The organism is Nonomuraea sp. C10 (assembly GCF_008017515.1).
Taxonomy (GTDB): Bacteria; Actinomycetota; Actinomycetes; order Streptosporangiales; family Streptosporangiaceae; genus Nonomuraea; species Nonomuraea ferruginea.
On the sequence record NZ_VPFF01000001.1, the window covers coordinates 5,393,970 to 5,419,203 of the forward strand.

The 25,234-nt window shown below is 71.4% G+C and carries 21 protein-coding genes; 14 read left to right on the plus strand and 7 right to left on the minus strand.

Going from position 1 to position 25,234, the window contains the following annotated elements; translation table 11 throughout:
- Positions 1-66: 66 nt before the first annotated feature.
- From FR742_RS24720 to FR742_RS24735, 4 genes are read left to right on the plus strand one after another with little or no spacing between them, the layout of a single operon-like run.
- Positions 67-783 carry a TenA family transcriptional regulator gene (locus tag FR742_RS24720; protein WP_148033148.1) on the plus strand — a complete coding sequence of 239 codons (717 nt, stop codon included), beginning with the start codon at positions 67-69 and terminating at the stop codon, positions 781-783.
- Positions 780-1,124, plus strand: a complete 345-nt coding sequence (locus tag FR742_RS24725) for a Rieske (2Fe-2S) protein (RefSeq protein ID WP_148033149.1) — start codon at positions 780-782, stop codon at positions 1,122-1,124. The genes FR742_RS24720 and FR742_RS24725 overlap by 4 nt, the downstream gene beginning before the upstream one ends.
- Positions 1,121-2,329, plus strand: coding sequence for an NAD(P)/FAD-dependent oxidoreductase (locus FR742_RS24730; RefSeq protein ID WP_148033150.1), 1,209 nt, complete (start codon positions 1,121-1,123; stop codon positions 2,327-2,329). Before FR742_RS24725 ends, FR742_RS24730 begins: the two co-directional genes overlap by 4 nt.
- A 9-nt stretch (positions 2,330-2,338) precedes the next feature.
- Entirely contained in the window at positions 2,339-2,701 is a 363-nt protein-coding gene (locus FR742_RS24735; RefSeq protein ID WP_148033151.1) for a Rieske 2Fe-2S domain-containing protein, read from the plus strand.
- Positions 2,702-2,705: 4 nt separating this feature from the next.
- Here the strand turns inward: FR742_RS24735 and FR742_RS24740 are convergent, their stop codons facing one another.
- Entirely contained in the window at positions 2,706-4,496 is a 1,791-nt protein-coding gene (locus FR742_RS24740; RefSeq protein ID WP_148033152.1) for a helix-turn-helix domain-containing protein, read from the minus strand.
- Between the two features lie 256 nt (positions 4,497-4,752).
- On the opposite strand from FR742_RS24740, the gene FR742_RS24745 reads away from it, so the two are divergent.
- On the plus strand, positions 4,753-5,232 hold the full coding sequence (locus tag FR742_RS24745; protein ID WP_148033153.1) for a heme-binding protein: 480 nt from the start codon (positions 4,753-4,755) through the stop codon (positions 5,230-5,232).
- A 90-nt stretch (positions 5,233-5,322) separates the two neighbouring features.
- On the opposite strand, the gene FR742_RS24750 is transcribed toward FR742_RS24745, so the two are convergent.
- Complete coding sequence (locus tag FR742_RS24750; protein WP_148033154.1) at positions 5,323-8,142, minus strand: LamG-like jellyroll fold domain-containing protein; 2,820 nt, start codon at positions 8,140-8,142, stop codon at positions 5,323-5,325.
- A gap of 267 nt (positions 8,143-8,409) precedes the next feature.
- Here FR742_RS24750 and FR742_RS24755 point away from each other — a divergent pair, with 267 nt between their 5' ends.
- The 8 genes from FR742_RS24755 (at position 8,410) to FR742_RS24795 (ending at position 17,359) form a co-directional block, all read left to right on the plus strand.
- Complete coding sequence (locus tag FR742_RS24755) at positions 8,410-8,775, plus strand: MerR family transcriptional regulator (RefSeq protein WP_148034793.1); 366 nt, start codon at positions 8,410-8,412, stop codon at positions 8,773-8,775.
- A gap of 46 nt (positions 8,776-8,821) precedes the next feature.
- Complete coding sequence (locus FR742_RS24760) at positions 8,822-9,835, plus strand: NADPH:quinone oxidoreductase family protein (protein WP_148033155.1); 1,014 nt, start codon at positions 8,822-8,824, stop codon at positions 9,833-9,835.
- A gap of 527 nt (positions 9,836-10,362) precedes the next feature.
- Positions 10,363-11,103, plus strand: coding sequence for a hypothetical protein (locus FR742_RS24770; protein ID WP_148033156.1), 741 nt, complete (start codon positions 10,363-10,365; stop codon positions 11,101-11,103).
- Between the two features lie 93 nt (positions 11,104-11,196).
- A complete protein-coding gene (locus FR742_RS24775) occupies positions 11,197-12,999 on the plus strand; it encodes a serine protease (protein ID WP_261808724.1) in 1,803 nt (600 codons plus the stop codon).
- A gap of 165 nt (positions 13,000-13,164) precedes the next feature.
- Complete coding sequence (locus FR742_RS24780; RefSeq protein WP_148033157.1) at positions 13,165-13,779, plus strand: hypothetical protein; 615 nt, start codon at positions 13,165-13,167, stop codon at positions 13,777-13,779.
- Between the two features lie 49 nt (positions 13,780-13,828).
- A complete protein-coding gene (locus tag FR742_RS24785; protein WP_148033158.1) occupies positions 13,829-15,118 on the plus strand; it encodes an acyltransferase in 1,290 nt (429 codons plus the stop codon).
- Between the two features lie 94 nt (positions 15,119-15,212).
- Positions 15,213-15,797, plus strand: a complete 585-nt coding sequence (locus FR742_RS24790) for a hypothetical protein (protein ID WP_148033159.1) — start codon at positions 15,213-15,215, stop codon at positions 15,795-15,797.
- Between the two features lie 122 nt (positions 15,798-15,919).
- The gene (locus FR742_RS24795) at positions 15,920-17,359 is read left to right on the plus strand and encodes a flavin monoamine oxidase family protein (RefSeq protein ID WP_261808725.1); all 1,440 of its coding nucleotides are present in this window, start codon (positions 15,920-15,922) and stop codon (positions 17,357-17,359) included.
- Between the two features lie 45 nt (positions 17,360-17,404).
- Here the strand turns inward: FR742_RS24795 and FR742_RS24800 are convergent, their stop codons facing one another.
- From FR742_RS24800 to FR742_RS24815, 4 genes are all read right to left on the minus strand, one after another.
- Positions 17,405-17,647, minus strand: coding sequence for a hypothetical protein (locus FR742_RS24800; protein ID WP_148033160.1), 243 nt, complete (start codon positions 17,645-17,647; stop codon positions 17,405-17,407).
- Between the two features lie 18 nt (positions 17,648-17,665).
- Entirely contained in the window at positions 17,666-19,741 is a 2,076-nt protein-coding gene (locus FR742_RS24805; RefSeq protein ID WP_187281291.1) for a hypothetical protein, read from the minus strand.
- A 137-nt stretch (positions 19,742-19,878) separates the two neighbouring features.
- Positions 19,879-21,462: a peroxidase family protein gene (locus tag FR742_RS24810; protein ID WP_148033161.1), complete on the minus strand. Its 1,584-nt coding sequence runs from the start codon at positions 21,460-21,462 to the stop codon at positions 19,879-19,881.
- Positions 21,463-21,464: 2 nt separating this feature from the next.
- Positions 21,465-22,739, minus strand: coding sequence for a cytochrome P450 (locus tag FR742_RS24815; protein WP_148033162.1), 1,275 nt, complete (start codon positions 22,737-22,739; stop codon positions 21,465-21,467).
- A 208-nt stretch (positions 22,740-22,947) separates the two neighbouring features.
- Here FR742_RS24815 and FR742_RS24820 point away from each other — a divergent pair, with 208 nt between their 5' ends.
- Positions 22,948-23,886: an acyl-CoA desaturase gene (locus FR742_RS24820; protein ID WP_148033163.1), complete on the plus strand. Its 939-nt coding sequence runs from the start codon at positions 22,948-22,950 to the stop codon at positions 23,884-23,886.
- Between the two features lie 7 nt (positions 23,887-23,893).
- Here the strand turns inward: FR742_RS24820 and FR742_RS24825 are convergent, their stop codons facing one another.
- Positions 23,894-25,231, minus strand: coding sequence for an MFS transporter (locus tag FR742_RS24825; RefSeq protein ID WP_148033164.1), 1,338 nt, complete (start codon positions 25,229-25,231; stop codon positions 23,894-23,896).
- Between the last annotated feature and the right edge of the window lie 3 nt (positions 25,232-25,234).

Below are 25,234 nucleotides of genomic sequence, written 5' to 3' on the forward strand. Positions count from 1 at the left end.
CGAAACGAACCGCGGAATTCCTACTGTGAGACGAGAAAAGCCGTCTCGGGGAAAGGGAGACCGGAAATGCCGGAACTGCTGTCGCGGGATGATTTCCGCTCGGCCCTGGAGAACGCGATCAAGGGCCGGCAGGCCTCGAAAGCGAACTTCAGCGTCGCCTGGGCGGAGGGCAAGCTCAAGCGGGAGCATTTCGCCCGCTGGGCCGAGAACCACTACCACTATGTCGGCCCGTTCGCCGACTACCTCGCCTACGTCTACGCCAACACCCCCGACCAGTACACCGGCGCCAAGGACTTCACCCTGCAGAACATGTACGAGGAGGAGCTGGCCGACATCCGGCACACCGACCTGCTCATCAAGTTCGCGGAGGCGTGCGGCACCACCCGGGAGCGAGTGGAGGACCCGGACAACGCGAACCCGATCACCCGCGGCCTGCAGTCGTGGTGCTACGCGGTCGCCATGCGCGAGCACTTCGTGGTGGCCACCGCCGCGCTGGTCGTCGGCCTGGAGTCGCAGGTGCCGAACATCTACCGCAAGCAGATCGTCCCCCTGCGCGAGGTCTACGGCTTCAGCGAGGACGAGATCGAGTTCTTCGACCTGCACATCACCTCCGACGAGGTGCACGGCGAGCGGGGCTACCAGATCGTGCTCGACCACGCCGACACGCCGGAGCTGCAGCAGCGGTGCCTGCGGATGTGCCGGTGGGGCGCCGAGATGCGCTACTCGTACACGCAGGGCCTGTACGACCACTACGTCCGGCCGGACCTCGTGGCCGCGGAGTGAGCACGCCGGCCGAGTGGGTGGAGGTCGCCTCGCTCCGCGAGCTGGAGCGGCGCAACCGCAAGCTGGTCACGGTGGGCGCCGAGCAGATCGCGCTCTTCCTGGTGGACGGCGAGGTGTACGCGCTGGCCGACACCTGCGTGCACAAGCGGCGTTCGCTCAGCAAGGGCACGCTGTTGCACGGCAGGGTGATCTGCCCGGGCCACCAGTGGTCGTTCGACCCGCGCACCGGTGAGGCCGACGGGCAGGACCGGTGCCAGCCGGTGCACGCCGTACGGGTCGACGACGGCGTGGTCTACGTGGACCCGCGGCCGCGGGCGCTGACGGCGGAGGAGAGCCGGTGATCCGGTCGGTGCTGGTGGCCGGGGCCGGGCAGACGGCCGCCGTGGCGGCCCGGACGCTGCGGCGGCTGGGCTTCGATGGCCGTGTCACGCTCGTCGGCGCCGAGCCGGAACCGCCCTACCAGCGCCCGCCGCTGTCGAAGGAGTACCTGGCGGGCGAGGTGGACCGGGCGGGGCTGGACCTGCTGACCGCGCGATGGTGCGCGGCCAACGAGGTGGAGCTGCTGCTGGGCACCGCGGTGACCGCCGTGCGCGGCGCGGACCGCGCCGTGGAGCTCGCCGACGGCTCCACGGCCGCGGCCGACGCGCTGCTGATCGCCACCGGGGGGCGGCCGCGCGCGCTGCCGGGGGTGGCCGGCGACCGGGTACGGTACCTGCGCACCGTGGCCGACGCCGACCGGCTCCGCGCCGACCTGCGGCCCGGGGCCCGCGTCGTGGTGGTCGGAGCCGGGTTCATCGGCTCCGAGGTGGCGTCCACGGCGCGGGCCAGGGGCGCGGCGGTGACCGTGATCGAGCGCCTTGACCACCCGCTCGGGCAGGTGCTCGGCGAGGAGACGGGCGACGTGTGCGCCGCGCTGCTCCGGGCCGGCGGGGTGACGCTGCGCACCGGGGAGAGCGTCGTGGAGTACGCCGAGACACCGGACGTCGCCGTGGTGCGGACCAGCGCCGGCCGGATCGTCGAGGGCGACGTGGTGGTGGTGGGCGTCGGCATGGTGCCCAACGTCGAACCGCTCGCCGGCTCGGGCATCGACCTGGACGACGGGGTCCTGACCGACGAGTACTGCCGGACGAACGTGCCGGGCGTCTACGCCGCCGGCGACGTCGCCCGCGCCTTCCATCCCCTGGCCGGCAGGCCGGTGCGGGTGGAGCACTTCGACAACGCCAGCGGCCAGGGCGCCGCGGCGGCCTGGAACATCCTCGGCCGCGACGTCCCGTACACGACCCCGCACTGGTTCTGGTCGGAGCAGTTCGGCCGCGACCTGCAGTACGCGGGACACGCCGAGGGCTGGGACGAGCTGGTCGTGCGCGGCTCGGCCGAGGAGCTCGACTTCGTCGCCTTCTACCTGCGCAAGGGCGTGCTCAAGGCCGCTTTCGGGATGGACCGGGGCGCCGAGGTGTCCGCGGCCCGGCAGCTCATGGCGGCCGGGGCCGCACCCGACCCCGCCGCGCTCCGCGACGAGGACACCGACCTGATCGACCTGCTCTGAGGAGAGACCATGGAATACCGGCGCGTCGCACGGTCCGGGCAGGTGCCCGACGGGCTCGTACGCAGATTCTTCGTGGACGAGGTGGAGGTCGCGGTGGCGCGCTGGGACGGCCGGGTCCACGCCATGTCCAACTACTGCACCCACCTGGACTGCCTGCTCTCCTCCGGCCGGGCCACCGAGGAGGGGCTGCTCTGCTCCTGCCACGGCAGCGTCTTCGACTACGAGTCAGGCGAGCCGATCCTGCCGCCCGCGACGCAGCCCATCAGGGTGTATCCGGTGCGCGAGGAGAACGGCGAGATCTTCGTCCTGCTTCCCGGCGACGCCAAGGAGCAGGACGGGCCCAGGCGCCGGCGGCAGGCCGCCCAGGGCTGAGCCGTCAGAGGGCCTCGACGGAGTCGACGGGCGGGGACAACTCGTCGGAGAGCGCGCCGGTGACCGCCGCGAGAGTGTCGATGTGGTGCGCGAGCCAGACCATGAACTGGGCGTCGGCCGACCGGATGTCCATCCGCAGCGCCCTGGAGGCCCGGTCCAGTTTGTAGAGCATGGTGTTGCGGTGCAGCTTCAGCGTCCGGGCGGCGGCGTTCAGGTTGCCCGCGGACCTGATGTAGGCGAGCACCACCTGCTCCAGGTCACCGGTCTGGCTGTGCACGCGGCGCAGCGCGTCCAGGATCTCCCTGGCGAACGCCCGCCCCTCGACGCTGGCCGCCACGTCCTTGAGTGCGGCGTGGACGCGCAGGTCGTCGTACCCGCACACGGGGGCGGCGCCGGTGTGCCGGGCCAGCCCCATCGCCACCCGCGCCTCGTAGTAGCTGGCCGCCACCCCCGCCGCGCCCCGGCCCGCGCGCCCGTGGGTGAGCCGCAGGTCGTCCCCCAGGTGGGGGCGGAGTGCCCGGTGCAGCTGCCCGGCGAACTGCGCCACGGACGCCTGCCCGGCCAGCGCGTCCCCGGTGACCTGCCGGATGACCACGATGAAGGGGCCGATCGCGGCGGCCAGCGTCCGCTGGGTGTCGGAGGGCTCGACCACCTGGACCATGCGGGTCACGGCCCCCGCCCGGCGCTGGTCGCGCCGGCCGGCCGGCAGCAGGGCGCCCGCCGTGAGCACGTGCACCGCGTAGCGGCCCTCCGGGTCGAAGCCGTGGTGGCGGGCGCGGGCCTCCAGCTCGTGCGGGTCGGCGAAGCGGCCGTGCACGAGCGACTCGACGAAGTCGCCCCTGGCCTGCTCCTCGGCGGCCCGCACCGAACGCTGGCGTAACATCTCCGAGCCGGTCAGGGTGGCCCCGTGCTCGGCGATGACCCGGTGCTGGGCCAGGTCGTGGGCGTCCGGCGGCCAGACGTTCTCCACGAGCACCAGCCTGCCGTACAGGTCGCCGCCCACCACGATGGGCGCGATCAGGACGCGAACCGGGTCGTCCAGCTCGCCTTCGCGCAGGTTGAGCTCCGTCAGCGTCCGGGCGCAGTCGTCGCTCTCCCTCAGGTCGGGCAGGCGTTCGGCGATGAGGTCGGCGATCCTGGCCGGTTCGGCGGCCAGACCGGCGGCGCCCGGCTCGAAGCCCGCGCAGACGAGGGTCTCGCCGTCGGCGTCCATGACCAGGACCGGGCAGCGGGCGAGCCCGGCGACCGCCCGCGCCATGGCCGGGATTCCCGACCCCCTGGCCAGCACCTCGGCCAGCGTGCGGTGCACCCGCGAGCCGTACTCCAGCACGTGAGAGGTCTGGGCCAGGGCCTTCTGCCCCACCAGGCGGCTCACCGCACGGTAGTCGGCCTCCGCCGGCAGCACGAGCAGCGGGATGCGGGCCTCTTCGGCCGCCCGCGCGGCCCTGGTCAGGTCCGGGACGCGGCCCTCGGGGGACGGCCAGACCAGCAGCGCGACGGCGTCCCTACGGGCGAGGTCGGCGACCAGGGCGCACGCCTCGTCCGGCTCGGCCAGCGCGTCCGCGGGCAGGTGGACGACCATGCCGGAGAGGTCCGGCGAGGACACCGGCCCGGCCTCCCCCAGCTCGGACAGCGGCAGGCACCAGGACGCGCTCCGGCTCAGCCCGGCCGTGCCCGCGATGACCCGGCCGCGCAGCAGAGGTTCGGCCAGAAGCGCTCGCAGGGAGATCTGCCCACTGGGGTCACGGTCCTGGGCATCGATCAGGTCGACACTGCTGGGGGACGTCTGTGCCATGTGCCCAAATCCTGTCTCGCCGGTTCGGCAGTGTGTACGTAGCCGTGGGCCACCGGCCCTCGGAGACTGACGGTGTCAACGGAGTCGCCGCGAGTCACGGGTGAGGAGGGAGGACGGATTTCCCTCATTTTCCATTTCGGGGGAACGGAAGGCAATAGCCCGATGTCAGGGACCGCGGGTCGCCGGTAAATGGCGTCGCGCCGCTTTCTCTTGTCAGACGGCCGGAATATTCATGCGGGCAGGAGCTGAAAAGGCAATGCACACGGTTTTCCGCCTCACCCTTGAGGACGCCCTCGTCATGCTGGAGGCCGCCGAACAGGAGGCCCGCCGCATCGGCGTCAAACAGACCATCTGCGTCGCCGACGACGGGGCCCATCCGATCGCCCTCCACCGGATGACCGGCGCCCGCCTCACCGGAGTGGAGATCGCGATCGCCAAGGCCTTCACCGCGGCCGGCCACCAGCGCGACACCCACCTCTTCAACGAACCCCCGAACGGCCCCGCCCTGCCCGGCAACGAGGCCTTCGGCATCAGCCACATGCACCCCGGCAGGTTCGCCGTCTTCGTCGGCGGCTTCCCCATCGTGCACGAGGGCCAGGTGGTCGGCGCCGTGGGCGTGAGCGGCGGCAACGGCGAGCAGGACAAGGCGGTGGGCGCCGCGGCACTGCGCGCTTTCCGGGAGAAGGTGGCGGCTCCGGCCCCGAATGACGGCGAACCGCCGCACGCCCCGGCTTGACCGGACCGGCGCCAAAAGGCACGCCCGGTTCATTCTTACGCCGATTACAGATCCATTCTGTTTACCGATGATTCGCCATCTCACCCAAAGTCAGAAAGGCGAGTCCGACGGGAGTTCCGTGTAGCCCGCGAGCGTCTGGATCTGCTCCTGGGTGAGCACCCCGGAGAAGGCCCACACGTCGTCGATCACGCCAGGCCAGTGCTCGCCCCAGGCACCCGCGGTCTTCGTACGGCCCAGTTGGAGCGGGCCGGTGGCGTCGAAGCCGATCGTGTGCCAGCGAGCCGAAACCCGTTCCTCGGTCTCCTCAAGCCAGCCGTTGACATACAGCCGCAGGACGTCCGCGAAGGAGTCGTACACGATGGCCACATGGTCCCAGTCGAGCTGGCTCTGATAGGCGGAGTGCTCCGCCCGCTGAGCCACCGCGCCTGACGCGTCGGAGCCCGGCATCTCGACCTGCCAGCCGCCGACGCCGTCCTGCCCGTCGGTGTTGAGCGTCCAGCGGCCGGAGAGCACGGGGTGACGGGTGAACAGGTCTGCGGCCTCCTCCGCACTGACCAGGCGGTCGTAGACCTGTACATCGTCGATCTCCCCGGGGAAGAAGTCCACTGCGGCGCCGTTGTGCTTCGCGCGGCCGATGGCCATCGGGCCGGTGGCGTTCCAGGTGACGGTGAAGGGCTTCTCCTCCTGCGGCACGCCGTGGTTCTCGTCCTTGACGTACTGCAGGTAGAAGCCGCTGACCACGTCGCCGTCCTGGTTGACGACGGTAGCGAAGCCGTCAGTGTGGGCGAGCCTGACCCAGGCGCCCACCGCGTACGTCCTGGATGTGTCGACGACCGATGCGGACGTCTCGGCATGGCCCGTCGAGCCGTCACCGCGCATCGCGGTCCCCACCTGACCGTCCACCCCCAGCGTCACGCCGCCGGCAGCGTCGTAGTCGAATGTCTCGGTGCGGGGGCTCGCGCCACCGGTCTGGGAGACCGAGCGGAGCTGGTGCCCCTGCCCAGCGGGCGCGTTGGCGTAGGACCTGACGGTGTCGGTCTCGCCGCCGATGCCGTGCCGGACTTCCCGGGTGCGGTTTCCGGTCGCGTCGTAGGAGTAGCTGTGCCAGTAGGGCGCCGGCCCGCCGACGGCGGAGACCGCCGGGACCGCCGAGCAGCCGGGCGTGGCCTGGCTCCACGCCTGAATGAGGCGCTGGAGGTGGTCGTAGTCGAAACACTGCGTATCAGTGCCCGACCGGGACACGTCCGAGATCGAGGTGAAAGACCCGGCCTGGTCGTAGGTGTAGGTAGCGTTGCGGTCCGCGCCGGTCATGCCTTCGCGCTCGGCTCGGGCGGTGGCCAGCCGGCCCGAACCGTACTCGTAGGTGAAGGTCTGCCACACCTTCTTGCCGCCGGTGGTCAGCTCGTACTGCAGAGGGTCGCCGATCGCGGAGTACACGGTCCCACCGACATAGGTGCCGAGACTGCCGGTGAGGCGGGTGGCTCGGGCCAGCTCGTCATAGGTGGTGGTCACGCTCTCGGCGGGCAGACCGCCTGCCGCCGGGAAGCCTTGGGTGCGGACCGTGCCGTCCGGGTTGTAGGCGGTGGTGAAGGTGTAACTTCCGGCCAGGGCTCCTTCCGTCTCCGGGATGACGACGGTGTATCTGACGGCACGGCCCTGGTGGTCGTAGGCGTCGATCCGCTCGGTGTAGGGGTGGCCGTCCGTGTAGCGCGTCTGCGTGACGAGGTCGCCCTTCCGCACGGTGTCGTAGGTCCGAGCCGCCACCAGCCTGCCGGTGGCGGAGCTCTCCCGGACCTCGGTGGCGCGGCCCAGCGGATCGTAGGCGCTGACGACCGCGCGACCCCGGGCGTCGGTGTACTGGCGCAGAGCGGTTCTGCGGCCCCGGGCGTCGGTGACGGTGACGGTGGGGGTGGCGCCGTCGGGCGGGTCGACGGCCACCCAGTCGCCGCCGTACGTGGTCACCGTGCGCCACTTCTCCTGGACGTCGTTGCCGCCGACGACGAACCGGCGCAGGGTCTCCCGGTTCAGCCCGTCGTAGGCGAATGTCAGCTGCGCCTCGACGTCACCGGGCGTCGCGACGCCGAAGAGCGCGGCCTCCGGCTCTCCCTCGGCGTAATAGACGTCATGGGTGCGGGCGACGTTGCCTCGGCTGTCGTGGAAGGTGTCGGTGATGAGGGTGACGCGCCGACCGCCGGAAGGAGTCAGGGTCCTGGTGGTGACGGCGCCGATCTTCCCCTCGGCGACCTGGTAGGCGTGCTCGATGTCGGGGGTGTCGGTGGTGGCGCGGCCCGGTAGCCAGACCTTGGTGAGCCGGCCGAGCGCGTCGTGGGTCAGGTTGGTGGTGCGGCCGGCCGGGTCGGTCCGTGCGGTGGCCTGGCCGTGGGCGGGATCGAGGGTCTCGATCGTGACGTGCGCGCTCGACGGATTCCCAGGCGTGACGGGCGGTCCGGTGGTGACGGTCCGGGTGGTCAGTCCGGCCGTCTCGGTGTAGGTGGTCGTGTGGCCGGCCGCGTCCGTGACGGCCGTGACTCTGCCGTACGCGTCGTACGCGGTGCGGACGGAGGGCACGTACGTCGCCCCGGTGCCGTCGTGCGCCGCGATCTTCTCCACCCGGGTTGGGTCTCCCTTGCTCGGCGCGGCGCCGAACGCGCCCCCGTCGTAGAAGGTGCGGACGTCGGAGACGATCCCGTCCGGCCCGGCCTGGGTGGCGGAGCAGCGGGCGGCGACCGTCTCGACGCGGGGGGGCAGGTCGCGGATCCAGGCGGCGTCGTTGACGGCGTACGTGGTGGTGGTGCACAGGTCGTCGTCCTGGCGGGCGGTGTCGCCCTGGTCGTCGACCTCGGTCGGCAGGCCGGTCACGGTGTCGTGGGCGGTGTCGGTGCGGGTCTGCCGCCACCCGCCGCCGTCCATGGCGGTCCAGGTGCGGGTGGTGGCGACGCCGGTCAGGACCGCGGCGGAGGTGCCCCAGGAGCGGGTGCGGGAGGCGGTCTCGTGCTGCCAGGGGGTGTTGACGGTCTTGGTGTGGACGGTCCGGTCACCACCTGCGCGCGCGTCGACAGCCCTAATGCCGCATCAGGCGACGTTCGCCCTGTTGTGACGTGCGCTGATCCCGGCGCGGTGCACTTCGTCGTGGTGATCGCTGGAAGACCGCGGTGCTCCTGGGTGTTGTCTCCGAGTGTGAAGATCAGCGAAGCCTCCAGGGTCAGCGGTGTGAGTGTGAGATCGCTGCGGCACTACGAGGATGAGGGCTTGATCGTCCCTGGCCGATTCAGCAATGGGTTCCGCGACTACTGCCAGTCCACGATCGACCGGGTGCTCATCATCCGCTCGCTGCTGGAGTCCGGGCTGCCCGTACGGTTGATCAGGGAAGCCCTGCCCCGCCTCACCGACGGACCCGATGCCGGCACCGGCGTGGTGTGCGCGGAGTTCCTGCACGAGGTGCAGAGCTATCGCGATCGGCTCGCCGCGCGCATCGCGATTCTCAGCGATCAGCAGGCGGCACTCGACGCCTACCTTCGAGAAGCCTGCCGCACTGATCTCTGACAGCTACTTGACCCTGACGTAAGTGTGAGGCTCCTACCTTCGGCGCATGGAGATCAACGAGCAGCACACCGCTGAGCAGCGGGTACGAGCGCTGGTCCAGCGGTCGCACCGGGGACCGGAGGATCTGACCCTCACGGCCGATCATCGCCGCCCCACCCCAGGGCCCGGCGAGTACCTGATCCGCGTGGGCGCCGCCGGGGTCAACTTCGCTGACGTCATGCAGACCCGTGGAACTTACGGAGGAGGCCCGCAGGCGCCCTATGTGGCGGGTTTCGAGGCCGCCGGGGAGATCGTGGGTGTTGGCCCGAACGTTGAGAGGCCACTGCGGCTCGGCACCCGCGTCGTCGGAGCCGGCCCCGGCGCATTCTCGCAGTACATGACGATGCCGACTGCGGGTGTGCTGCCCGTGCCTTCCGGCTGGAGCGATGCCGAAGCCCTCGGCCTGGTGCTGAACTGGGCTACCGCCTTGGCGGCACTGAAGCCGTTGGGCGAGATCAAGACGGGTGAGGTGGTGCTCGTTCATGCCGCGGCCGGAGGCGTGGGGCAGGCCGCCGTTCGTCTCGCCCGCCACTACGGTGCACGCGTGATCGCCACGGCGTCACCAGCGAAGCACAACACCGTCGAAGCGCTCGGCGCCGACGAGATCCTCGACAGCCGGCGTCCCGATCTGGCTGAGGCGATCACCCGCCTGACCGGCGGGGTCGACCTGGTCCTGGAATCGGTGGGACAGGCCACGTTCAAAACCAGCCTGTCGGTCACCAAACCCTTCACCGGACGCGTCATCGTGTTCGGCGCCGCTTCCGGCGACGCCACCCTGACCACGCACGACCTGGTCTTCACCCACCAGGTTCAAGTCAAGGGCCTGCACATCGGTGCGCTGGCGACCGCGGTCCCGTCGATCTATCAGTCGTTGCTCGTCGAGATCGAGGCTCTCATCGCCGACGGCGTGTACACGCCCGGCACCCCGCAGGTTCACCCCCTGGCTGAGGGGGCGAGGGTGCTGCGGGAACTCGAAGCCGGCCGGACCCGCGGCAAGCACGCCCTCGATCCTTGGCGCTAGTCGTGCCGCACCAGGCAACGTCCGCCCTGTTCACGACCTCGCGGACCCGTTCGCCGGCGGCATGCTTGTTCCGCCAGATGATGTACCGGCGGAACAAGCATGCCGCCCTGCTCCTTGCGGCCCGCGCTGCCGATGACGGGGGAAAGGCGCATAGGGAGAATGGTTTCAGCCTTTCCCCGTGAGTGAGGATCCCGTTGTTCGCGAGACGGCTCGATTGAGGTAGTACGCACGAAAGCGGCGGTCCGGTTCACTTCCATGCCATTAACCGGCGTAGTCCGATTAACTGCGAAAAGTCATTTCACAATGGGGCAATGACCGACCCTCGACAGCCTCATCCGGACGACCCCTGGGCCTCCCGGCCACAGCGGCCACCGATGCGACACGGGCGGCAGCCGTCCCCCGATCACGCGTTCCCCCGGTCCGACTTCGGACAGTGGGACAACACCGGTCAGACCCGGGGAACCGGCCACCGGAACCACGGCCCGCAGGACCAGTTCGACCCTCGGGCCTGGCAGGACGGATTCGGCATGAACCTGCCTCCGTATGACCCGCCGCCCAGGCGCAACACCGGCCTGATCGTCGCGCTATCCGTCGGCCTGGCCGTGGTCCTGGTGGGCGGGGGCGTGGCCGGTGCGGCCTACTACGTCAACGCCTCCGGCTCCGCGCCCGCCGCCCAGCCGAGCACCGCGCCCTCGTTCCCCACGACGGCGCCCTGGCAGTCGGGCGAGCCGTCCGAGGAGCCCTCGCAGGAGCCGACCGCCGAGCCCGAACCGACAGCCGCGCCGGACGAGTCGGGGACGCGATTCGCGCACACCGAGTTCCAGGACTGGCGGTTCGAGTTCCAGGGCGTGCGTTACTCGGCCAAGAAAGTCGGCGGCTGGACGTACGACACGTGCGACCCGGTGGACGCCCGGGGTGTGCTGGCCGGGAACAAGTGTCAGCGCGCCATTCAGATCGCCTACACGGCCTACCGCGGGCATGTGAAAGCGGTGCAGGTCATGATGGAGTTCCCGACGGCCTCCGTCGCCAGGGCCACGGCCAAGAAGCTGCAGAAACAGGCGGGCAATTCGGTGAACACCCGCAGGGACATGACGCATGCCGACTTCGCCTACGGCATGATCCGTACGAACCCGTCGCAGAATTACGTGGTCGCCACGGTCGTCACCGCGGACAGGTCGGCCAAGGCCAAGGCCGAGGATTTCCACCTCTATCTGCACGCCTACGCGGCCAGCCGACTCCTGCTGCGCGACGTGACCGTCACCACGTGACCCTCGGCGGCACTGTCGCCAAGTCATCCACAAGTCATCCACAAGATCGATTCGTCACCATGTGCGGTTGTGCGTGGAAATCACAGCAGTAAGTTGCGAAAGATCGCCGCAGCCGCGGTGGTCGCGATGGCGGTCGCGCTGCCCGCCCTACCGGCGGTCGCCGACGACGGCGCCGACGAGCGTCCCGACGTGCCCGTCGGCACCTGGCTGGCCGCCCGCACCCAGCCGGCGGTGCAGCTGATCAGCCTCACCTACACCGGCACGGTCGCCGTGCCGTCGAGCGCGCTCAACCAGGCCGCGTTCAACCAGCTCACCGTGCAGGCCACCGACGCCGTGACGTCGGGCAAGATCTCCGCGGACGAGCGCAGCATCGCCAAGTGGATGTTCCAGCGGATCGCCGGCAACGTGGACGCCTACCTCACCGTGAGCTCGCCGGAGCGCACCGTCGAAGCCGAGGTCGGCGGCCTGTGCACCGGCTGGTGGGTGACCCCCGACGGTTACATGGTCACCGGCGCGCACTGCGTCCAGGTCGGCGACACCGAGCTCGCGCAGATGTTCGCGCAGCAGGCGCTGGCCACGTTCAACAAGGAAGACGCGCAGGGGATCGTCAGCGGCCTGCAGGGCATCGAGACGGACGAGGAGATCCTCAAGCTCGCGCAGCAGATCTTCGTCACGTTCAACAGCACCCACATGAAGATCCGCGGCCTGCAGCAGAGCCTGACGGTTCTGCAGAGCCTGCCCGGCGGCGGCGTGGACAAGACCGCCAAGGCCGTACCGGCCGAGCTGGTCTCGGTGGGCGAGAACTACCCCGGCAAGGACTTCGCGCTGCTCAAGGTCAACGGCCAGCAGAACATGCCGACCGTGCCGCTCGGCGACGACGGCGACGTGCGCACCGGCGACACGCTCTACATCAGCGGCTTCCCCGGCCTGGTCACCAACACGGCGTTCTTCAGCCTGGAGTCGAGGCTGGAGCCGGCGCTGACCGAGGGCCCGTACAACGCCACGCGCGCCACGCAGACCGGCGTGCCGTACATCCAGACCCAGGCGCCCTCCTACCACGGCAACTCCGGCGGCCCCGTCTTCAGCAAGGACGGCAAGGTCATCGGCATGCTGATCGCCGGCACCGTGAGCGAGGGCGGCGAGGCCTCGGAGAGCGAGAGCTTCGTGCTGCCGGTGAGCATCGTCAAGGAGAAGCTCGGCGAGAAGAACATCAAGGCGGCCCAGGCCACCACGACCACCCGGTACAACGAGGCGCTGAACGACTACTTCCGTCACTACTACGAGGACGCGCTGCCGAAGTTCCGCGAGGTCCAGGCGCTGTTCCCGAACCACCCGTACGTGGCCAAGTACATCAGCGACACCCAGCAGGCGATCTCCGCGGGCAAGGACCAGTCGCCCCGGCCGATCCTGATGTGGGTGCTGATCGGGGCAGGCGCGCTGGTCGCCCTCGTGGTCGCGCTGATCCTGGTCAAGGTCCTGCGCGGCCGCCGGCGTCCCCCGCCGTCCTTCCCTCCGCACCCGCCGGGCGGCGGCTACGCCCAGCCGTCGCCGTACCCGATGCAGCAGCTCCCCGCCGCCCCGCATCACCAGGCGCAGAGCCCGTACGGCTCAGGCCCGCAGCACAACAACGTCCCGTACGGCGCGGACCAGCGCGCGAGCGGCGGCTACGGCGCGGACCAGTACGGTGCCCACCAGGGCGGCCAGTACGGCGGCCAGTACGGCGGCGGTCCCTACGGCGCCCACCAGCCGGGCGGTCAGCACAGCGGCCCGCACGGCGCCGGCCCGTACGGACAGCCCGCGCCCCCGCAGGGCCGGCCCCAGCCGCCCTACGAGGACCGGACCCGCGACGTCCGTTTCGGCCAGTTCGCACCCCCACCTGACGACAGACCCTCCTGACATCGGCCGGCCCGGCCCAGGCGTTCACCCGCCCTGGCCGGGCCTTCGGCTCACCGTGATACACGTGCCGGCCGGATGTGGCCTGTCAATCCTGGACGGCACCGCGGCGTTGACTCCCTTCCCGCCGGTGAAACATTGGGGTTCTCGCATCGGCAAGGAGGCCTGATGTCCACCTCGACCCCGCATTCGCACGACCCGCTCGACCAGGTCGTCGTCCAGGCGCTGACGGACGTGCACGCCCAGCACCAGGGCCTGTTCACCCAGGTCCTGGTCATGGTCGACAGCGACGTCTCGTTCGACGACGCGAACAGCTACCGGACGGCGGTCAAGGCGGCCGGCTCCGGAGGGGAGGAGCGTTACTCCCTGACCTCCGCGAGCAAGGGCGCGCACCCCCGGCCGTCCGGGATCAGCGCGGACGAGGCACGCCTGTCCAGCCGTGACAGCGAAGTCGCCGCGCTGCAGGACGCCTACGACTGGATCGAGGGACAGGGCACGCAACTCCCCGATGTCGGCAGGATCCACGTCCTCGTGGTGAGCAACATCGGCCCCTGCGACGCGTGCAAGAAACGCCTGGAGTACTTCTGCAACGACGTCGTCCAGCTTTTCGGCCAGCGGGTCGCGGTCACGGTCGATAGCGTCTACGACACGGCCGCGGCAGGCACGACGATGAACCGGTCGGGGTTCGACTCCACGTACGGCTACTCCGGGGCGACCGCCTGCACCACCGCGTCCGGCAAGAAATTCTGGCGGCTCCGACAGGAGTTCCGCCCCAAGTCCTGAGACCCGCCGCCGGTGTGACGGCCCTGCCCGCCCGGGTAAGCAGATGCCTATGGGACGGCTGCGGCAGCTGGCCGGGAACACACCGGCGCATCGGGATCGAGTGGTCGACCTGCTGCGCGCCGTCGCGATCATCGCCGTGGTGACAGGTCACTGGCTGGCCGTGTACGTGACGTACGACGGCGGGCTGCGGGGCGGCAGCGTGCTGGACGTCGTTCCGTGGACGCGCTGGCTGACCTGGCTGTTCCAGGTGATGCCGGTCTTCTTCCTGGTCGGCGGGTTCGCCGGCGCGGCCTCCCTCACCTCCCACCGGAAGCGCGGCGGCACCGCCGTGAGCTGGATCCTTGGCCGTACGGACCGGCTCGTCCGGCCCACCACCGCGTTCCTCGGCGTGCTAGCGGTCTGCGCCCTGGCCGCACGGGCGCTGGGGGTCGATCCGGAGCTGGTCGGCACCGGGGTGTGGATGGCGGCGATCCCGCTCTGGTTCCTCGTGGCCTACCTGGCCGTGGTGGTCCTCACCCCGTTCATGCACGCCCTGCACCGCAGGTACGGGCTCGCCGTGCCGATCCTGCTGACCGTGCTCGTCGGTGTGGGTGACGTGGCGCGGATGACCTCGGTCCTCGGCTTCGCGGCGTACGGCAGCTTCCTGTTCGCCTGGCTGGCCGTCTACCAGCTCGGATTCTCCTGGCAGGACGGGCGCCTGCCGTCCGGGCGGCGCGTTGGGCTGCCGCTCGCGGTGGCCGGCTTCACCGCCCTGGTGGTGTTGACGGTGGCCGGGCCGTACCCGATCAGCATGGTGGGGGTCGCCGGAGAGCAGATCCAGAACACCTCCCCGCCCACCCTGGCACTGCTGGCGGTGGCCGCCACGCAGGCGGGCCTGGCCCTGTGGCTGCACGATCCGGTCAACCGGTGGCTGCGCCGCCCGCGCCCGTGGACGGCGGTCGTGGCGGTCAACTCCGTGATCATGACGGTGTTCCTGTGGCACATGACGGCCGCCGTGCTGGGCGTGGCTGCGCTGTATCTGACGCAGGTGCTGCCTGACCCGCCGCCCGGCTCCTCGTTCTGGTTCGTCCTGCGGGTGCCCTGGCTCCTCGCGCTGGCCCTGATCCTGGCCGGCCTGGTGGCGGTGTTCGGGCCGATCGAGCGGCGCGCCGGTCCACGGCCCGATCCGCACAGCTCGCCGATCGTGCCGGCCGTCGCCGGGATGGCGGGCGTGCTGGCCGGTCTGCTCGTCGCCGCGATGGCGGGCCCCGGCAACCACGGCCTCACCGGCCTGTCGACCCCGGGCCTCGTCACCTACTTCGCCGGGGCGGCCATCCTCCGCCATGCCCGCCGAGTTTAAAGCGCAGGTCAAGGCAGGTACGGCGCTTAACTCAGCCTTAAGCAGCCGCATGCACTCTTGGGGTAACAGATGCACATCGGGGAGGAAACCTCACATGACCACTGAGCCGGAAACCGCAGGGAACGAGCCGTCCAAGCGCCGCTTCCCTCGCACTCTGCTCCTCACCGCGACCGCCGCGCTCGTCGTCGCCACCGGCGCCGGCGTCGCCACCGCTGCGGCCGCCTCACCCCCGTCGGGCACCCCCACCCCCACGGCCACCGAGTCCCCGTCGACCGGCCCGTCCGACAAGCCTTCCAAGAAGGAGGGCCGCCGGCACTGGGACGGCCCCAAGATCAACCTTCACGGCGAGTTCGTGGTGCGGGAAGGCGAGGGCGAGTACGTCACCGTCGCCACCCAGCGCGGCGAGGTCACGGCCGTCGACCAGGACTCGCTCACCGTCAAGAGCGAGGACGGCTACTCCAGGGAGTACGCGGTCGGCGCCGACACCCGGATCAACCGCGACGCCACCATCGACACGGTGAAGACCGGGCAGAAGGTCTCCGTCCTGGCGAAGGTGGACGGCGAGACGGCCACCGCCGTCGCGATCCGCGCCAAGTCCGAGGGCGAGGGGAAGGGGAAGGACCGGCGCCACATGGACGGGCCGCACGAGCACCGTCACGGCAAGCCGGAGTCTTCCTGACCACTGCCGACTGTCAAGCCGGGCGCCCGGCTTGACAGAGGCATTGACCTCAGGTAGTCACTTCCTTACCTTGTGTAGCCGTCAGGGAAGGGCGTGGCACCCTGGAAGCGAACCCGCCGGGCGTGCCCCGCCCGCGTCACGATCTCCGCGTCCCGGCCGAGCTGGTCGCGACGGCCGGGCGCGGGCTCGGCGCCGGTGGCCGGCCGCGCAAGCGCGTGCTGGTCATCGGAGCCGGGATGGCCGGGCTGGTCGCCGCCTACGAGCTGATGCGTCAGGGCCACGAGCCCGTGGTCCTGGAGGCCCAGCAGCGGGTCGGCGGGCGGGTGCTGACCCTGCGCGACTTCGCCCCCGGTCTGTACGCGGAAGCGGGGGCGATGCGCATACCCCGCGTGCACGATCTCACCCTCGCCTACTGCGAACGGTTCGGGCTGCCCCTGCGCCCCTTCGTCATGAACAACCCCCGGACGCTCGCGTACATCCAGGGTGTCCGGACGACCATCGGCGAGCTGGGGCGCAACCCGCAGCTCGTCGACTTCGGCCTGGCCGAGCACGAGCGCGGCCGCACCTACGAGGATCTGTGGCGCACCGCCACCCAGGAGATCCACGACCTTTACGCGCTGGAGGGCGAGAAGGCGCTCGACCGCATCTGCGCCGAGTACGACCGCTACTCCATCCGCGGCTTCCTGCGCGAGCGGGGGTTCTCCGAGGGGGCGATCGAGCTCTACGGCGTGATGAGCTTCCGCGAGTCCAACCTCAACGCGGCCGTCATCGAGCAGTTCCGCGAGATCGTCGGGCGGGCGTTCGAGGACATGCAGGAGATCGTGGGCGGCGCCGACCGGCTGCCCGTCGCGTTCTACCGCGAGCTGAGAAGCCACATCCGGTTCGGCCACGAGGTGACGGCCATCGAGCAGGACGACCACTCGGTGACCCTGCACGTCCGTACGGGCTCGGGCCGCACGTCGATCACCGGCGACCACGCCATCTGCGCCATCCCGTTCTCCGTGCTGCGTGACGTCGAGACCAGGCCCGCCTTCTCCCGCCGCAAGCAGCGCGCCATCCGCGAGCTCAACTACAACGCCTCCACCAAGATCCTGCTGCAGGTGCGGCGGGCGTTCTGGGAGCGGACCGACGGCATCGTCGGCGGCACCACGGTCACCGACCTGCCGATCCGGCGCATCTGCTACCCCTCGCATCCCGCCGAAGGCGACGAGCGGGCGGTCCTGCTGGCGGCCTACACCTGGGGGCAGGACGCGCTGCGCTGGGGCGCGATGCCCGCCCAGAAACGCATCGAGCAGGCGCTCGAAGACGTCGCCAAGATCCACCCGGAGATCTATGACCACTTCGAGTTCGGTGTCTCCCACGCCTGGTACAACGACCCGTACGCGGCCGGGGCGTTCGCCCTCTTCGAGCCCCACCAGCAGACGGCCCTGCACGACGCGATCATCGCCCCCGAGGGCCGCGTCCACTTCGCCGGCGAGCACTGCTCGCTCTGGCACGCCTGGATCGAAGGCGCACTCGAATCAGGACTCAGCGCCGCCCGCGCCGTCCACGAAGCGAACTGACCCACCCCGAGCGAGTCCGTCCCCGTACGAGGCAGCCATGCCGCGTCAAGGGCGGGACCGGGCGGCGTAGCGGTGCAGGCGGGTCGCGGCCTCGTCGAGGTCGGTGACGGCTTCGACGCAGGCGGCGACATGGGCGTTCACCGAGGCTCGCAGCCACGGCGGCGCGACGCCGGCGGCCTCCAGCCGCGCTCCGATCTCGCGCAGGCGCTCGGCGCAGGCGGCGAGCGCGCGGGCGTCCGAGCGCAACACCTCGGCGTGCGCGGCGAGCCCCGCGTGTTCGACCGGCATTTCTCCTCCATCGGCGGATCACCAGCAGGACGGCGACACTTCTCCGGCGACAGGCGGGCGGTCAGGGGGGTGCAGGGGGACGGCGGCGTCTCTGAGGGTTTGGCGGGCGGGCGAGGACAGGGACAGCAGAGGGCTGGCGCCGTCGAGCCCGAGGGCGCGCACCCGCTCGGCCAGGGGATGGTCCGAGCCCGGTTCGGCCGTCAGCCGCAGCAGGGGCAGGGGGTGGAGGCGTCCAGGGCCGCGGACCCGTACGCATGAGCGCAGCGTGCCGGCACCGGTCCCGGCCGTGTAGCCGACCAGGTCGCGGTCGCCGACGGGCAGGAAGGGGCCGAGCCTCCCGGAGAGGGTGAAGGCATCGCCGACGGTGACCCGCGCCCGCCCCGCGGCGAGCCGCACATCGACGGGCTCCAGATGCGTCTCACCACCCCACAGCCGCGCCGCGACGGCACGGACGGCCTCGGTGTCGACGGCCGACCCGACGAGCAGGCTGCCCGAACGCCGCCGCCCCGCGCTCCGCAGCAGGTCGGGCCAGAGCCAGGGCGACCGCCACGGGCCGGGCACGACGACGCCGAGGTGCGCCTCCCGGTAGCCGCCGAAGCTGGTGTCCCGGTTCCAGGCCGCGTGCACGGCGACCAGGGCGCGGCCCGCGACGAGAAGGGGCCCGAACCCGGTCCCCTCCAGCACCCCGGCCACCGCCTCCCGGTCGGCGGCGAACAGCGCGGTGAGCGCGCTGCCGCGACGGCACCTGATCGGCAGCTCGACAGCCCCGTCCAGCGAGTAGGTCGGCACGGTCAGAAACGGGAAACCCGCCGGATCGGGCGCGCGGTCGAACAGCTGGTACGCCTGGGACCGCACGACCCGCCCCCGGTAGGGCGCGAGCCGGTCGTCGATGTGGTCACGGGCCTCGGGCAGGTCGCGGGCGAGGTTGTCGATGTAGTGCTCCAGCCGGTGGCAGAGCGGGAACAGGTGGGTGGAGTCGTAGTAGTCGACCACGTACCAGCCGGGGTTCAGGTCGAAGCAGTTGCCCGCGCCCTGCCCGTCGAGGGTGGGGATGATGTCGTGCTGATTGGTGACGCTGGCCACCCAGGTGCGCGGGTCGGCGGGCCGCTTGAAGTCGACGGGCGATCCGACGGCGATGACATGGGTGACGGTGAACCTGGCGCAGAAGCCGGAGTCCTGCGCCAGGTTCATGATCGCCGCACCGCCCGCGCTGTGCCCGACGAGCGCCACCTCGGCCCCCTCGGGCAGCCCGTAGTCGGCGACGGCCCTGGCCAGCGCGCGGCTGTAGGGGCTGCTGTCGAGCACCGCGCTGCTGAACGCGCCGAGCAGGTCCTGGGGCGAGTCGCCGTCGAGCAGCCCAGCCATGCCCGGCACCTGGACGACGTGCCGGACCACCCCGTCAGGGCCCTGGACGCTCTGGACGAGGATCCGCCCGGTGGGGCCGATGACGCTGATGTTGCCCAGGAACCCGAGCAGTGATCCCCGGTCGCCGAGCCGGGCGGACTCGGCGTCGCTCAGGTCGGTCCGGCGGGCGGCGCCCTCCCCCGTGTCGAGGACGGCGATGGCACGGTTGCTGATGCCGGTGATCGGGTCGGCGGTGGCGCGGCCCCGGCCGGTCGCGATGAGCCAGGCGGTGGCGTCGTTCAGCGGGTTCTCGTCCAGGAGCGCCCGCAGCGCGAGGACCTCACCGAAGACGGGGGCGAGCCCGCTGAGCCCGCGCACCGCGCCGCGGTCCTTCAGCAGGGCGCGCAGGGCGCGGACGGCTTCCAGGTCGCGGTCGGCGGCGGCCGCGTCGACGAGCCGGGCGATCATCGGGTCTTCGGCCAGCTCGGGGTGGTCCACCGCGACGGCGGCGATGCGCAGACGCAGTGACGTGGCCAGCACGCGTACGACCAGGCTCTCGGCCCCGGCCATGGCGCCCGCCTTGGCGGCCAGGGTGACCAGCGGACCGCCGGTGAGCGCGTACCCGAGACCGCGTCGGCCGGTGGTGGCCCGCAGCAGCGCACGGCAGGCGGACCGGCCCTCGGCGGGAGCGCGCGGCAGGCCACGCAGCAGCTCGCCGTCGGTAAGCGCGGCCGTAGCGTGACCCGCCACCTCCCGAAGAGTGACCGCGACATCGACCACCTCCCGGGCAGCGGCACGCAGCAACGCGGCGGCCGAATCAGACGAACCGACCGGGGACTCCTCGGAGGGACTGGACGGGACAGACGGGGACGGGTCGGGAGGGCAGGTCATGTGAAGGCCTGCCGGGTCATGCTGACGAAGCGGGGGGTCGGGTCTTCGGGGGTGTTGCGGCGTACCACGTCGGCGAGGGTGCGGGTGGCCGTGATGATCCGCACGCCGGTCGGGGAGAAGGTGGCGGCGTTGAACACGCGCGGCGCCAGCAGCGGGTTGGTGAGCGCCTGGGAGAAGGCGTCGATGGCGATGATCTTGGTGAGCAGCGGCGGCAGGATCGCGTCCGGGGATCCGGGTTCCTCCGCGAAGAGCCCCACGTACAGGTCGAGGTCGTCGACGCCGCGGTAGAGGTCGCGCAGCGCGCCGGAGACCCGCGCGTCGCCGGAGACGTGCTCGAACCGGCGCACCCGGGGGAAGCGGCAGTGTCGCCGGTAGTCGTTGTACGAGGCCAGCCCGAGCACGCGCGAGTCGGCGATGCTCGCCGCGTCGACCTCGCGCAGCAGCGGGTCGGTGTTGAACAGCCCGATGCGGCCCGCCCGCTGGCGTGAGGCGTCCTCGAAGAGCCGGCCGAGCCCGGGGCCGGGGATCAGCGTGCCGCCGATCATGGTCTGCGCCAGGGGCAGATCGTGCCCGCCCACGGACAGGTGTGACGGGATGAGGCTGTGCCAGCGGTAGACGAGGTTGAACTCCACCGAGGCCCAGTTCTCCCGGTGCCAGGGGGCGTGCGCCAGCAGCGCCGACAGCTTCGGGTCCAGGGTGAACCGGAAGTGGTAGGGGGTGATGTGGTTGATGTACTCCTCGACCACGAGCTTGATCAGCAGCACGATGAGGATGTTGCGGGCCGTCTGGAACAACCGCTCGTCGTCCCAGCGCGGATGGTTCTTGGCGAGCAGCCGGGCCACCCGGTTGTGCTCGCGCAGGAACAGCACCGTGAGCATGGTGAAGCCGAGCTGGATGTTGCCCCGGTCGCTGCCGGTGGCGAAGAGCGTGTCGCGCTGCGCGTCGCTGAGCTCGTCGAAGCGGATGACGCGCAGCGGGGCGAACTCGGGCTTGATCTTGCCGTTCTCGCACAGGAAGGGCGGGAACTCCCCGCCGTCGAGCAGCTGGCTCTTCAGCAGCCCGCCGTCGAAGGTGCGCAGCGCGGCGGTCGCCCGCTCGTCGAGGCCGTAGACCTGGTTGAGGTCGATGTGGTGGTTGGAGCTGTTCTTGCGCGGGTCGCGCGGGATGTTCACGTCGCCGCGCAGGAAGCCGTCGGTGAACCATTGGGCGAAGTACGCGAACAGCACCGTGGAGCGCGGGCAGTGGATCATGGACTCGCCGCGGGTGAACAGCTCGGCGGCCCGCTCGGGGGTCGGCCGCCTGTCGTCGGCCACGGTGATCGGGGGCAGGTGACGCCCGCTGTAGGTGCGGTCGGTCAGCGAGGCCCAGGAGGTGTAGCCGGCCATGGTGCTCAGCGGCTCCGGCCGCGGCGGCATCTCCCGGATCGCCTGGTCGATCAGGGTCGCGTTGACCCTGCGCCGCACCGGATCGACCCGCTGCAGAAGGTCCCAGAACGGCCGGCCGCTGGTCAGGGCCAGGAACCTGAGCCGGTTGACGAGCCCGTCCGAGGCGACGCCGCGCGCTGTCGTGCTGCCCGCCATCGTCAGCCCTCCCGCCGCTCGGTGCCGAGCCCGACGACGAAGCGGTCGGGGAAGATGCCGAGGGCGCGCTCGACAGCGCCTTCCGGCGGGGGCAGCAGGCGGACGCCGGGACGCAGCAGCAGACGCCGTACGGTCTCGCTCACGACGACCCTGGCCGGATGGACACCCAGGCAGGCGTGGTGACCGTGGCCGAAGAACAGGTGGTGGTGCGCCGGGCGGTCGAGGCGGAACTCGCCCGGCTCCGGCACCACGTCGGCGTCGAACATGGCCGAGGCGGGCGCCGCGAGCACGAACGTGCCCGCCGGGATCGGCGTGGCGCGCGGCGTGCCCGCCGCCAGCACGTGATCGCGCTCGCACAGCCTCGGCAGCAGCTTGAAGAACGGGTTGAACCGCAGCGCCTCCCAGACGTAACGGTCGAACCGCTCGGGGTCCCCCGCCGCCTCGACGGCCTCCGCCAGCACCTCCGGACGCATCAGCAGCTGCTCGACCGCCTCCGTCATGGCTCCGGGCGCGCTCTCCACGAAGCCCAGCGGCAGCCCGGCCATGTTGATCAGGATGCGGTCGTCGGGCACGTGCGAGGAGCGGACGAGCCGGGCGAAGACGTCGTCGGGCGGATCGGGCGCCGCCCGGTACTCGGCGAGCCGCTCGCGCAGGTAGGCGATCATCTCCGTACCGGCTCGTACGGACGCGGCCTGGATCTCCGGATCGCCGTGGAAGTTGGCGAAGCCGTCGGTGACGACGGCGCGCGTCCACCGCGACAGGGTCTGCGGGTCGGGGCCGGGGAAGCCGAAGTAGTGGGCGCACACCCCCAGGGCGACGGGCCTGAACAGCCCGCCGACCGTCTCGACGCGCCCGCCGGGCGAGGCGGCGTCGAGCAGCTCGTCGGCGAGGTTCCCGGCGAGCTCGCGCACCCCGGCCACGTCGCCGGGGTCGAGCATGACCTGCATCAGGCCCTTCTCCCGCCAGTTCATCGCGGTGGCGTCCCTGCCGAGCATGAACGGCCCGCCCAGGGCGGCGTCGAGCCGCGGGCCGAAGGCCCGGACCGAGAAGATCTCCTCACGGGAGAGCACCTCGGTGACGTCGGCGTGGCGGGTCACGACCGTGAAGGCGGGCGTGACGAGGATGGGACGCCGCTCGCGCAGCTCGGCGAACAGGCCGCGCCAGTCGCTCCGGATCCACTCTCTGACCAGCCCGAACGCGGACATCGGAGCGCTGGCGAGCGCCTCGTCGTACCTCTCCAGATAGCCGCCCGTGGTCGTCTGGCCGACAGCACCCATTCCGTGGACCTTTCCGCATGGTTCCGGAGCGATCATCAATGATCACGTTGTGCAACCACAATCTAGGGAGACCCTCTGCGTTTCTTCATGGCTACGGAGCGCATTGTTCTGCCTCCTGAAAGTAATCGAGTCGTCACTGTCAGGTCATAGCCGCACTCCAGGACCCCCGCCGTTGAATGGGGAGCCGGGGTCACCACAGGGAGGAAGCTTGACGTCAGCCATTCCACGCCGGAGCGCGGCGGAGACGGTGGCGGTCACCACGGGCCGCCGCACCGCCTATCTGGTCGTCCTGGTCGTGCTGCCCGTGCTGCTCCTCGCGCTCGCGGTGCCGGCCGCCTGGGGCTGGGGCATCGGCCCGCGCGACCTGGTCATCGCCGCCGTGATGTACGCGGTGAGCATCTTCGGCATCGCCGTCGGCTACCACCGGCTGTTCACCCACCGCGCCTTCCGCGGCAACCGGGCGCTCAGGGTCGCGCTCATGCTGGCGGGCGGCATGGCCGTCGAAGGGCCGGTCACGCTGTGGGCGGCCGAGCACCGCAGGCACCACAAGTACGCCGACCGCGAGGGCGACCCGCACTCCCCGTGGCGCTACGGCGAGAGCGGCCTGGGCCTGCTGCGCGGCATGCTGCACGCGCACGTCGGCTGGTTCTACACCGCCCGGCGCCGCTCCAGCACCCGCCACTGGGTGCCCGACCTGCTGTCCGACCCGGACGTGCGGCGCTTCGACGCCGCCTACCCGGCCGTCGTGGCCCTCTCGTTCGCGCTGCCCGCCGCCGCCGGAGGGCTGTGGTCGATGTCGTGGGCGGGCGCCTGGACCGCCTTCTTCTGGGGCGGGCTCGTCCGTTACGCGGTCGTCCACCACGTCACCTGGTCGGTCAACTCGGTCGCCCACACCTTCGGCGACCGGCCGTTCCGCACCCGCGACCGCTCGTCCAACGTGTGGTGGGTGGCGCTGCTGACGTTCGGCGAAGGCTGGCACAACTGGCACCACGCGGAGCCCGCCTGCGCCCGCCACGGCGTGCTCAAAGGCCAGCTCGACCCCAGCGCGCGGCTGATCCGCTGGTTCGAGCGGGCGGGCTGGGCGCACGGCGTGCGCTGGCCCGACCCCGCCCGCCTCTCCGCCCACCGCACCGACCGCCTGCCCTGACCCGCGGTCACGCCTCCGTCTTCACGGGTACGGGCGAGCCCGCGTCCAGGCGGAAGGCGCCCACGGCCAGCCCGCCGGCGGCGAGCACCGCCGCGGCCAGCAGGTAGAGCCCGCCCGGCCCCCACCCGGCGTCCAGCAGCCGACCGGCGACCAGAGGCGACAGGATCGCGCCGACGCGGCCGACGCCGATGCCCCAGCCGACGCCGGTGGCCCGCATCTCCGGCGGGTAGATCGAGGGCGTGAGCGCGTACAGGCCCGCCACCGCCCCGGTGACGAACAGCCCGATGAGCGCGCCGAGCGCGAGCGCCGGTCCGTACACCGACATGGCGGGCACGAACAGGGCCAGCAGCGCGACCGAGGCCAGCACGTAGCCGAGCAGCACGCGCCGGAGCGCGAACCGGGCCGCGAGCAGGCCGAGCAGCGTCGTCCCGAAGATGCCGCCGAGGTTGAGCAGCGACCCGCCGGTGATGCCCTCGGTGGCCGACATCCCTGCCTCCACCAGCAGCTTGGGCGTCCAGCTCGCCACGAAGTAGAAGCCGGACATGCTCGTGAAGAAGCCGGCCCAGGTGAGCAGCGTGTTACGACGCCGCGCGGGCGACAGGAGCTGCCGCAGCCCGGGCGCTCGCCCGGCGGGCGCGTCCGGCTCGGGCATCGACCGCAGCGGCGGCTGCCGCATCGCGGCCAGCAGCGCGTTGAGCCTGTCGAGGGCGCCGGGCGAGCGCCGCGTGAGCAGGAAGTCGAGCGACTCGGGAAGCCTCCGGACCACGGCGGCGACGAGCAGCGCAGTGGCGACCCCGCCGAAGGCGAACACCGACCGCCACCCCGACGCGTTCTGCAGGACCACGGCGATGACGCCGCCCACCGTGCCGCCGACGGCGTAACCGGCGGTGTTCAGGCTGACGGCCAGGCCGCGCCAGCGCCGGTTGGCGTACTCGGCGGCGATGACGTTGCTGCCGGCGATGACGCCGCCGATGCCGACCCCGGTGACCAGCCGCAGCAGCCCGAGCTGGACGGCGCTCCCGGCCAGGGCCGACAGCAGCATCCCGGACGACGACACCGCCAGGCAGGCGAGGATCAGCGGCCGCCGCCCCGTCCGGTCGGCGACCGGCGCGAGGAACAGCGATCCCAGCGCCATCCCGACCAGCCCGGCGCTCAGCAGCAGGCCCAGCTCGGTCCCCGACAGCCGCCACTCGGCGGAGACGGCCGCGGCGGTGAACGACATGACGAGCACGTCGAACCCGTCGACGACGTTCAGCAGGACGCACACGGCGATCGCCGACCACTGCGATCGGGACATCGGGGCGTCGTCGATGCGGGCGCGCAGACGCGCGGGCGATGGGCTCATCCC

Coding starts and splice junctions, on each gene's coding strand:
- FR742_RS24790 (WP_148033159.1), top strand. CDS start 15,213: ATGACCACTGAGCCGGAAACCGCAGGGAACGAGCCGTCCAAGCGCCGC.
- FR742_RS24815 (WP_148033162.1), bottom strand. CDS start 22,739: ATGGGTGCTGTCGGCCAGACGACCACGGGCGGCTATCTGGAGAGGTAC.
- FR742_RS24760 (WP_148033155.1), top strand. CDS start 8,822: ATGGAGATCAACGAGCAGCACACCGCTGAGCAGCGGGTACGAGCGCTG.
- FR742_RS24735 (WP_148033151.1), top strand. CDS start 2,339: ATGGAATACCGGCGCGTCGCACGGTCCGGGCAGGTGCCCGACGGGCTC.
- FR742_RS24720 (WP_148033148.1), top strand. CDS start 67: ATGCCGGAACTGCTGTCGCGGGATGATTTCCGCTCGGCCCTGGAGAAC.
- FR742_RS24825 (WP_148033164.1), bottom strand. CDS start 25,231: ATGAGCCCATCGCCCGCGCGTCTGCGCGCCCGCATCGACGACGCCCCG.
- FR742_RS24740 (WP_148033152.1), bottom strand. CDS start 4,496: ATGGCACAGACGTCCCCCAGCAGTGTCGACCTGATCGATGCCCAGGAC.
- FR742_RS24750 (WP_148033154.1), bottom strand. CDS start 8,142: ATGGACGGCGGCGGGTGGCGGCAGACCCGCACCGACACCGCCCACGAC.
- FR742_RS24785 (WP_148033158.1), top strand. CDS start 13,829: ATGGGACGGCTGCGGCAGCTGGCCGGGAACACACCGGCGCATCGGGAT.
- FR742_RS24800 (WP_148033160.1), bottom strand. CDS start 17,647: ATGCCGGTCGAACACGCGGGGCTCGCCGCGCACGCCGAGGTGTTGCGC.
- FR742_RS24780 (WP_148033157.1), top strand. CDS start 13,165: ATGTCCACCTCGACCCCGCATTCGCACGACCCGCTCGACCAGGTCGTC.
- FR742_RS24745 (WP_148033153.1), top strand. CDS start 4,753: ATGCACACGGTTTTCCGCCTCACCCTTGAGGACGCCCTCGTCATGCTG.
- FR742_RS24810 (WP_148033161.1), bottom strand. CDS start 21,462: ATGGCGGGCAGCACGACAGCGCGCGGCGTCGCCTCGGACGGGCTCGTC.
- FR742_RS24770 (WP_148033156.1), top strand. CDS start 10,363: ATGAACCTGCCTCCGTATGACCCGCCGCCCAGGCGCAACACCGGCCTG.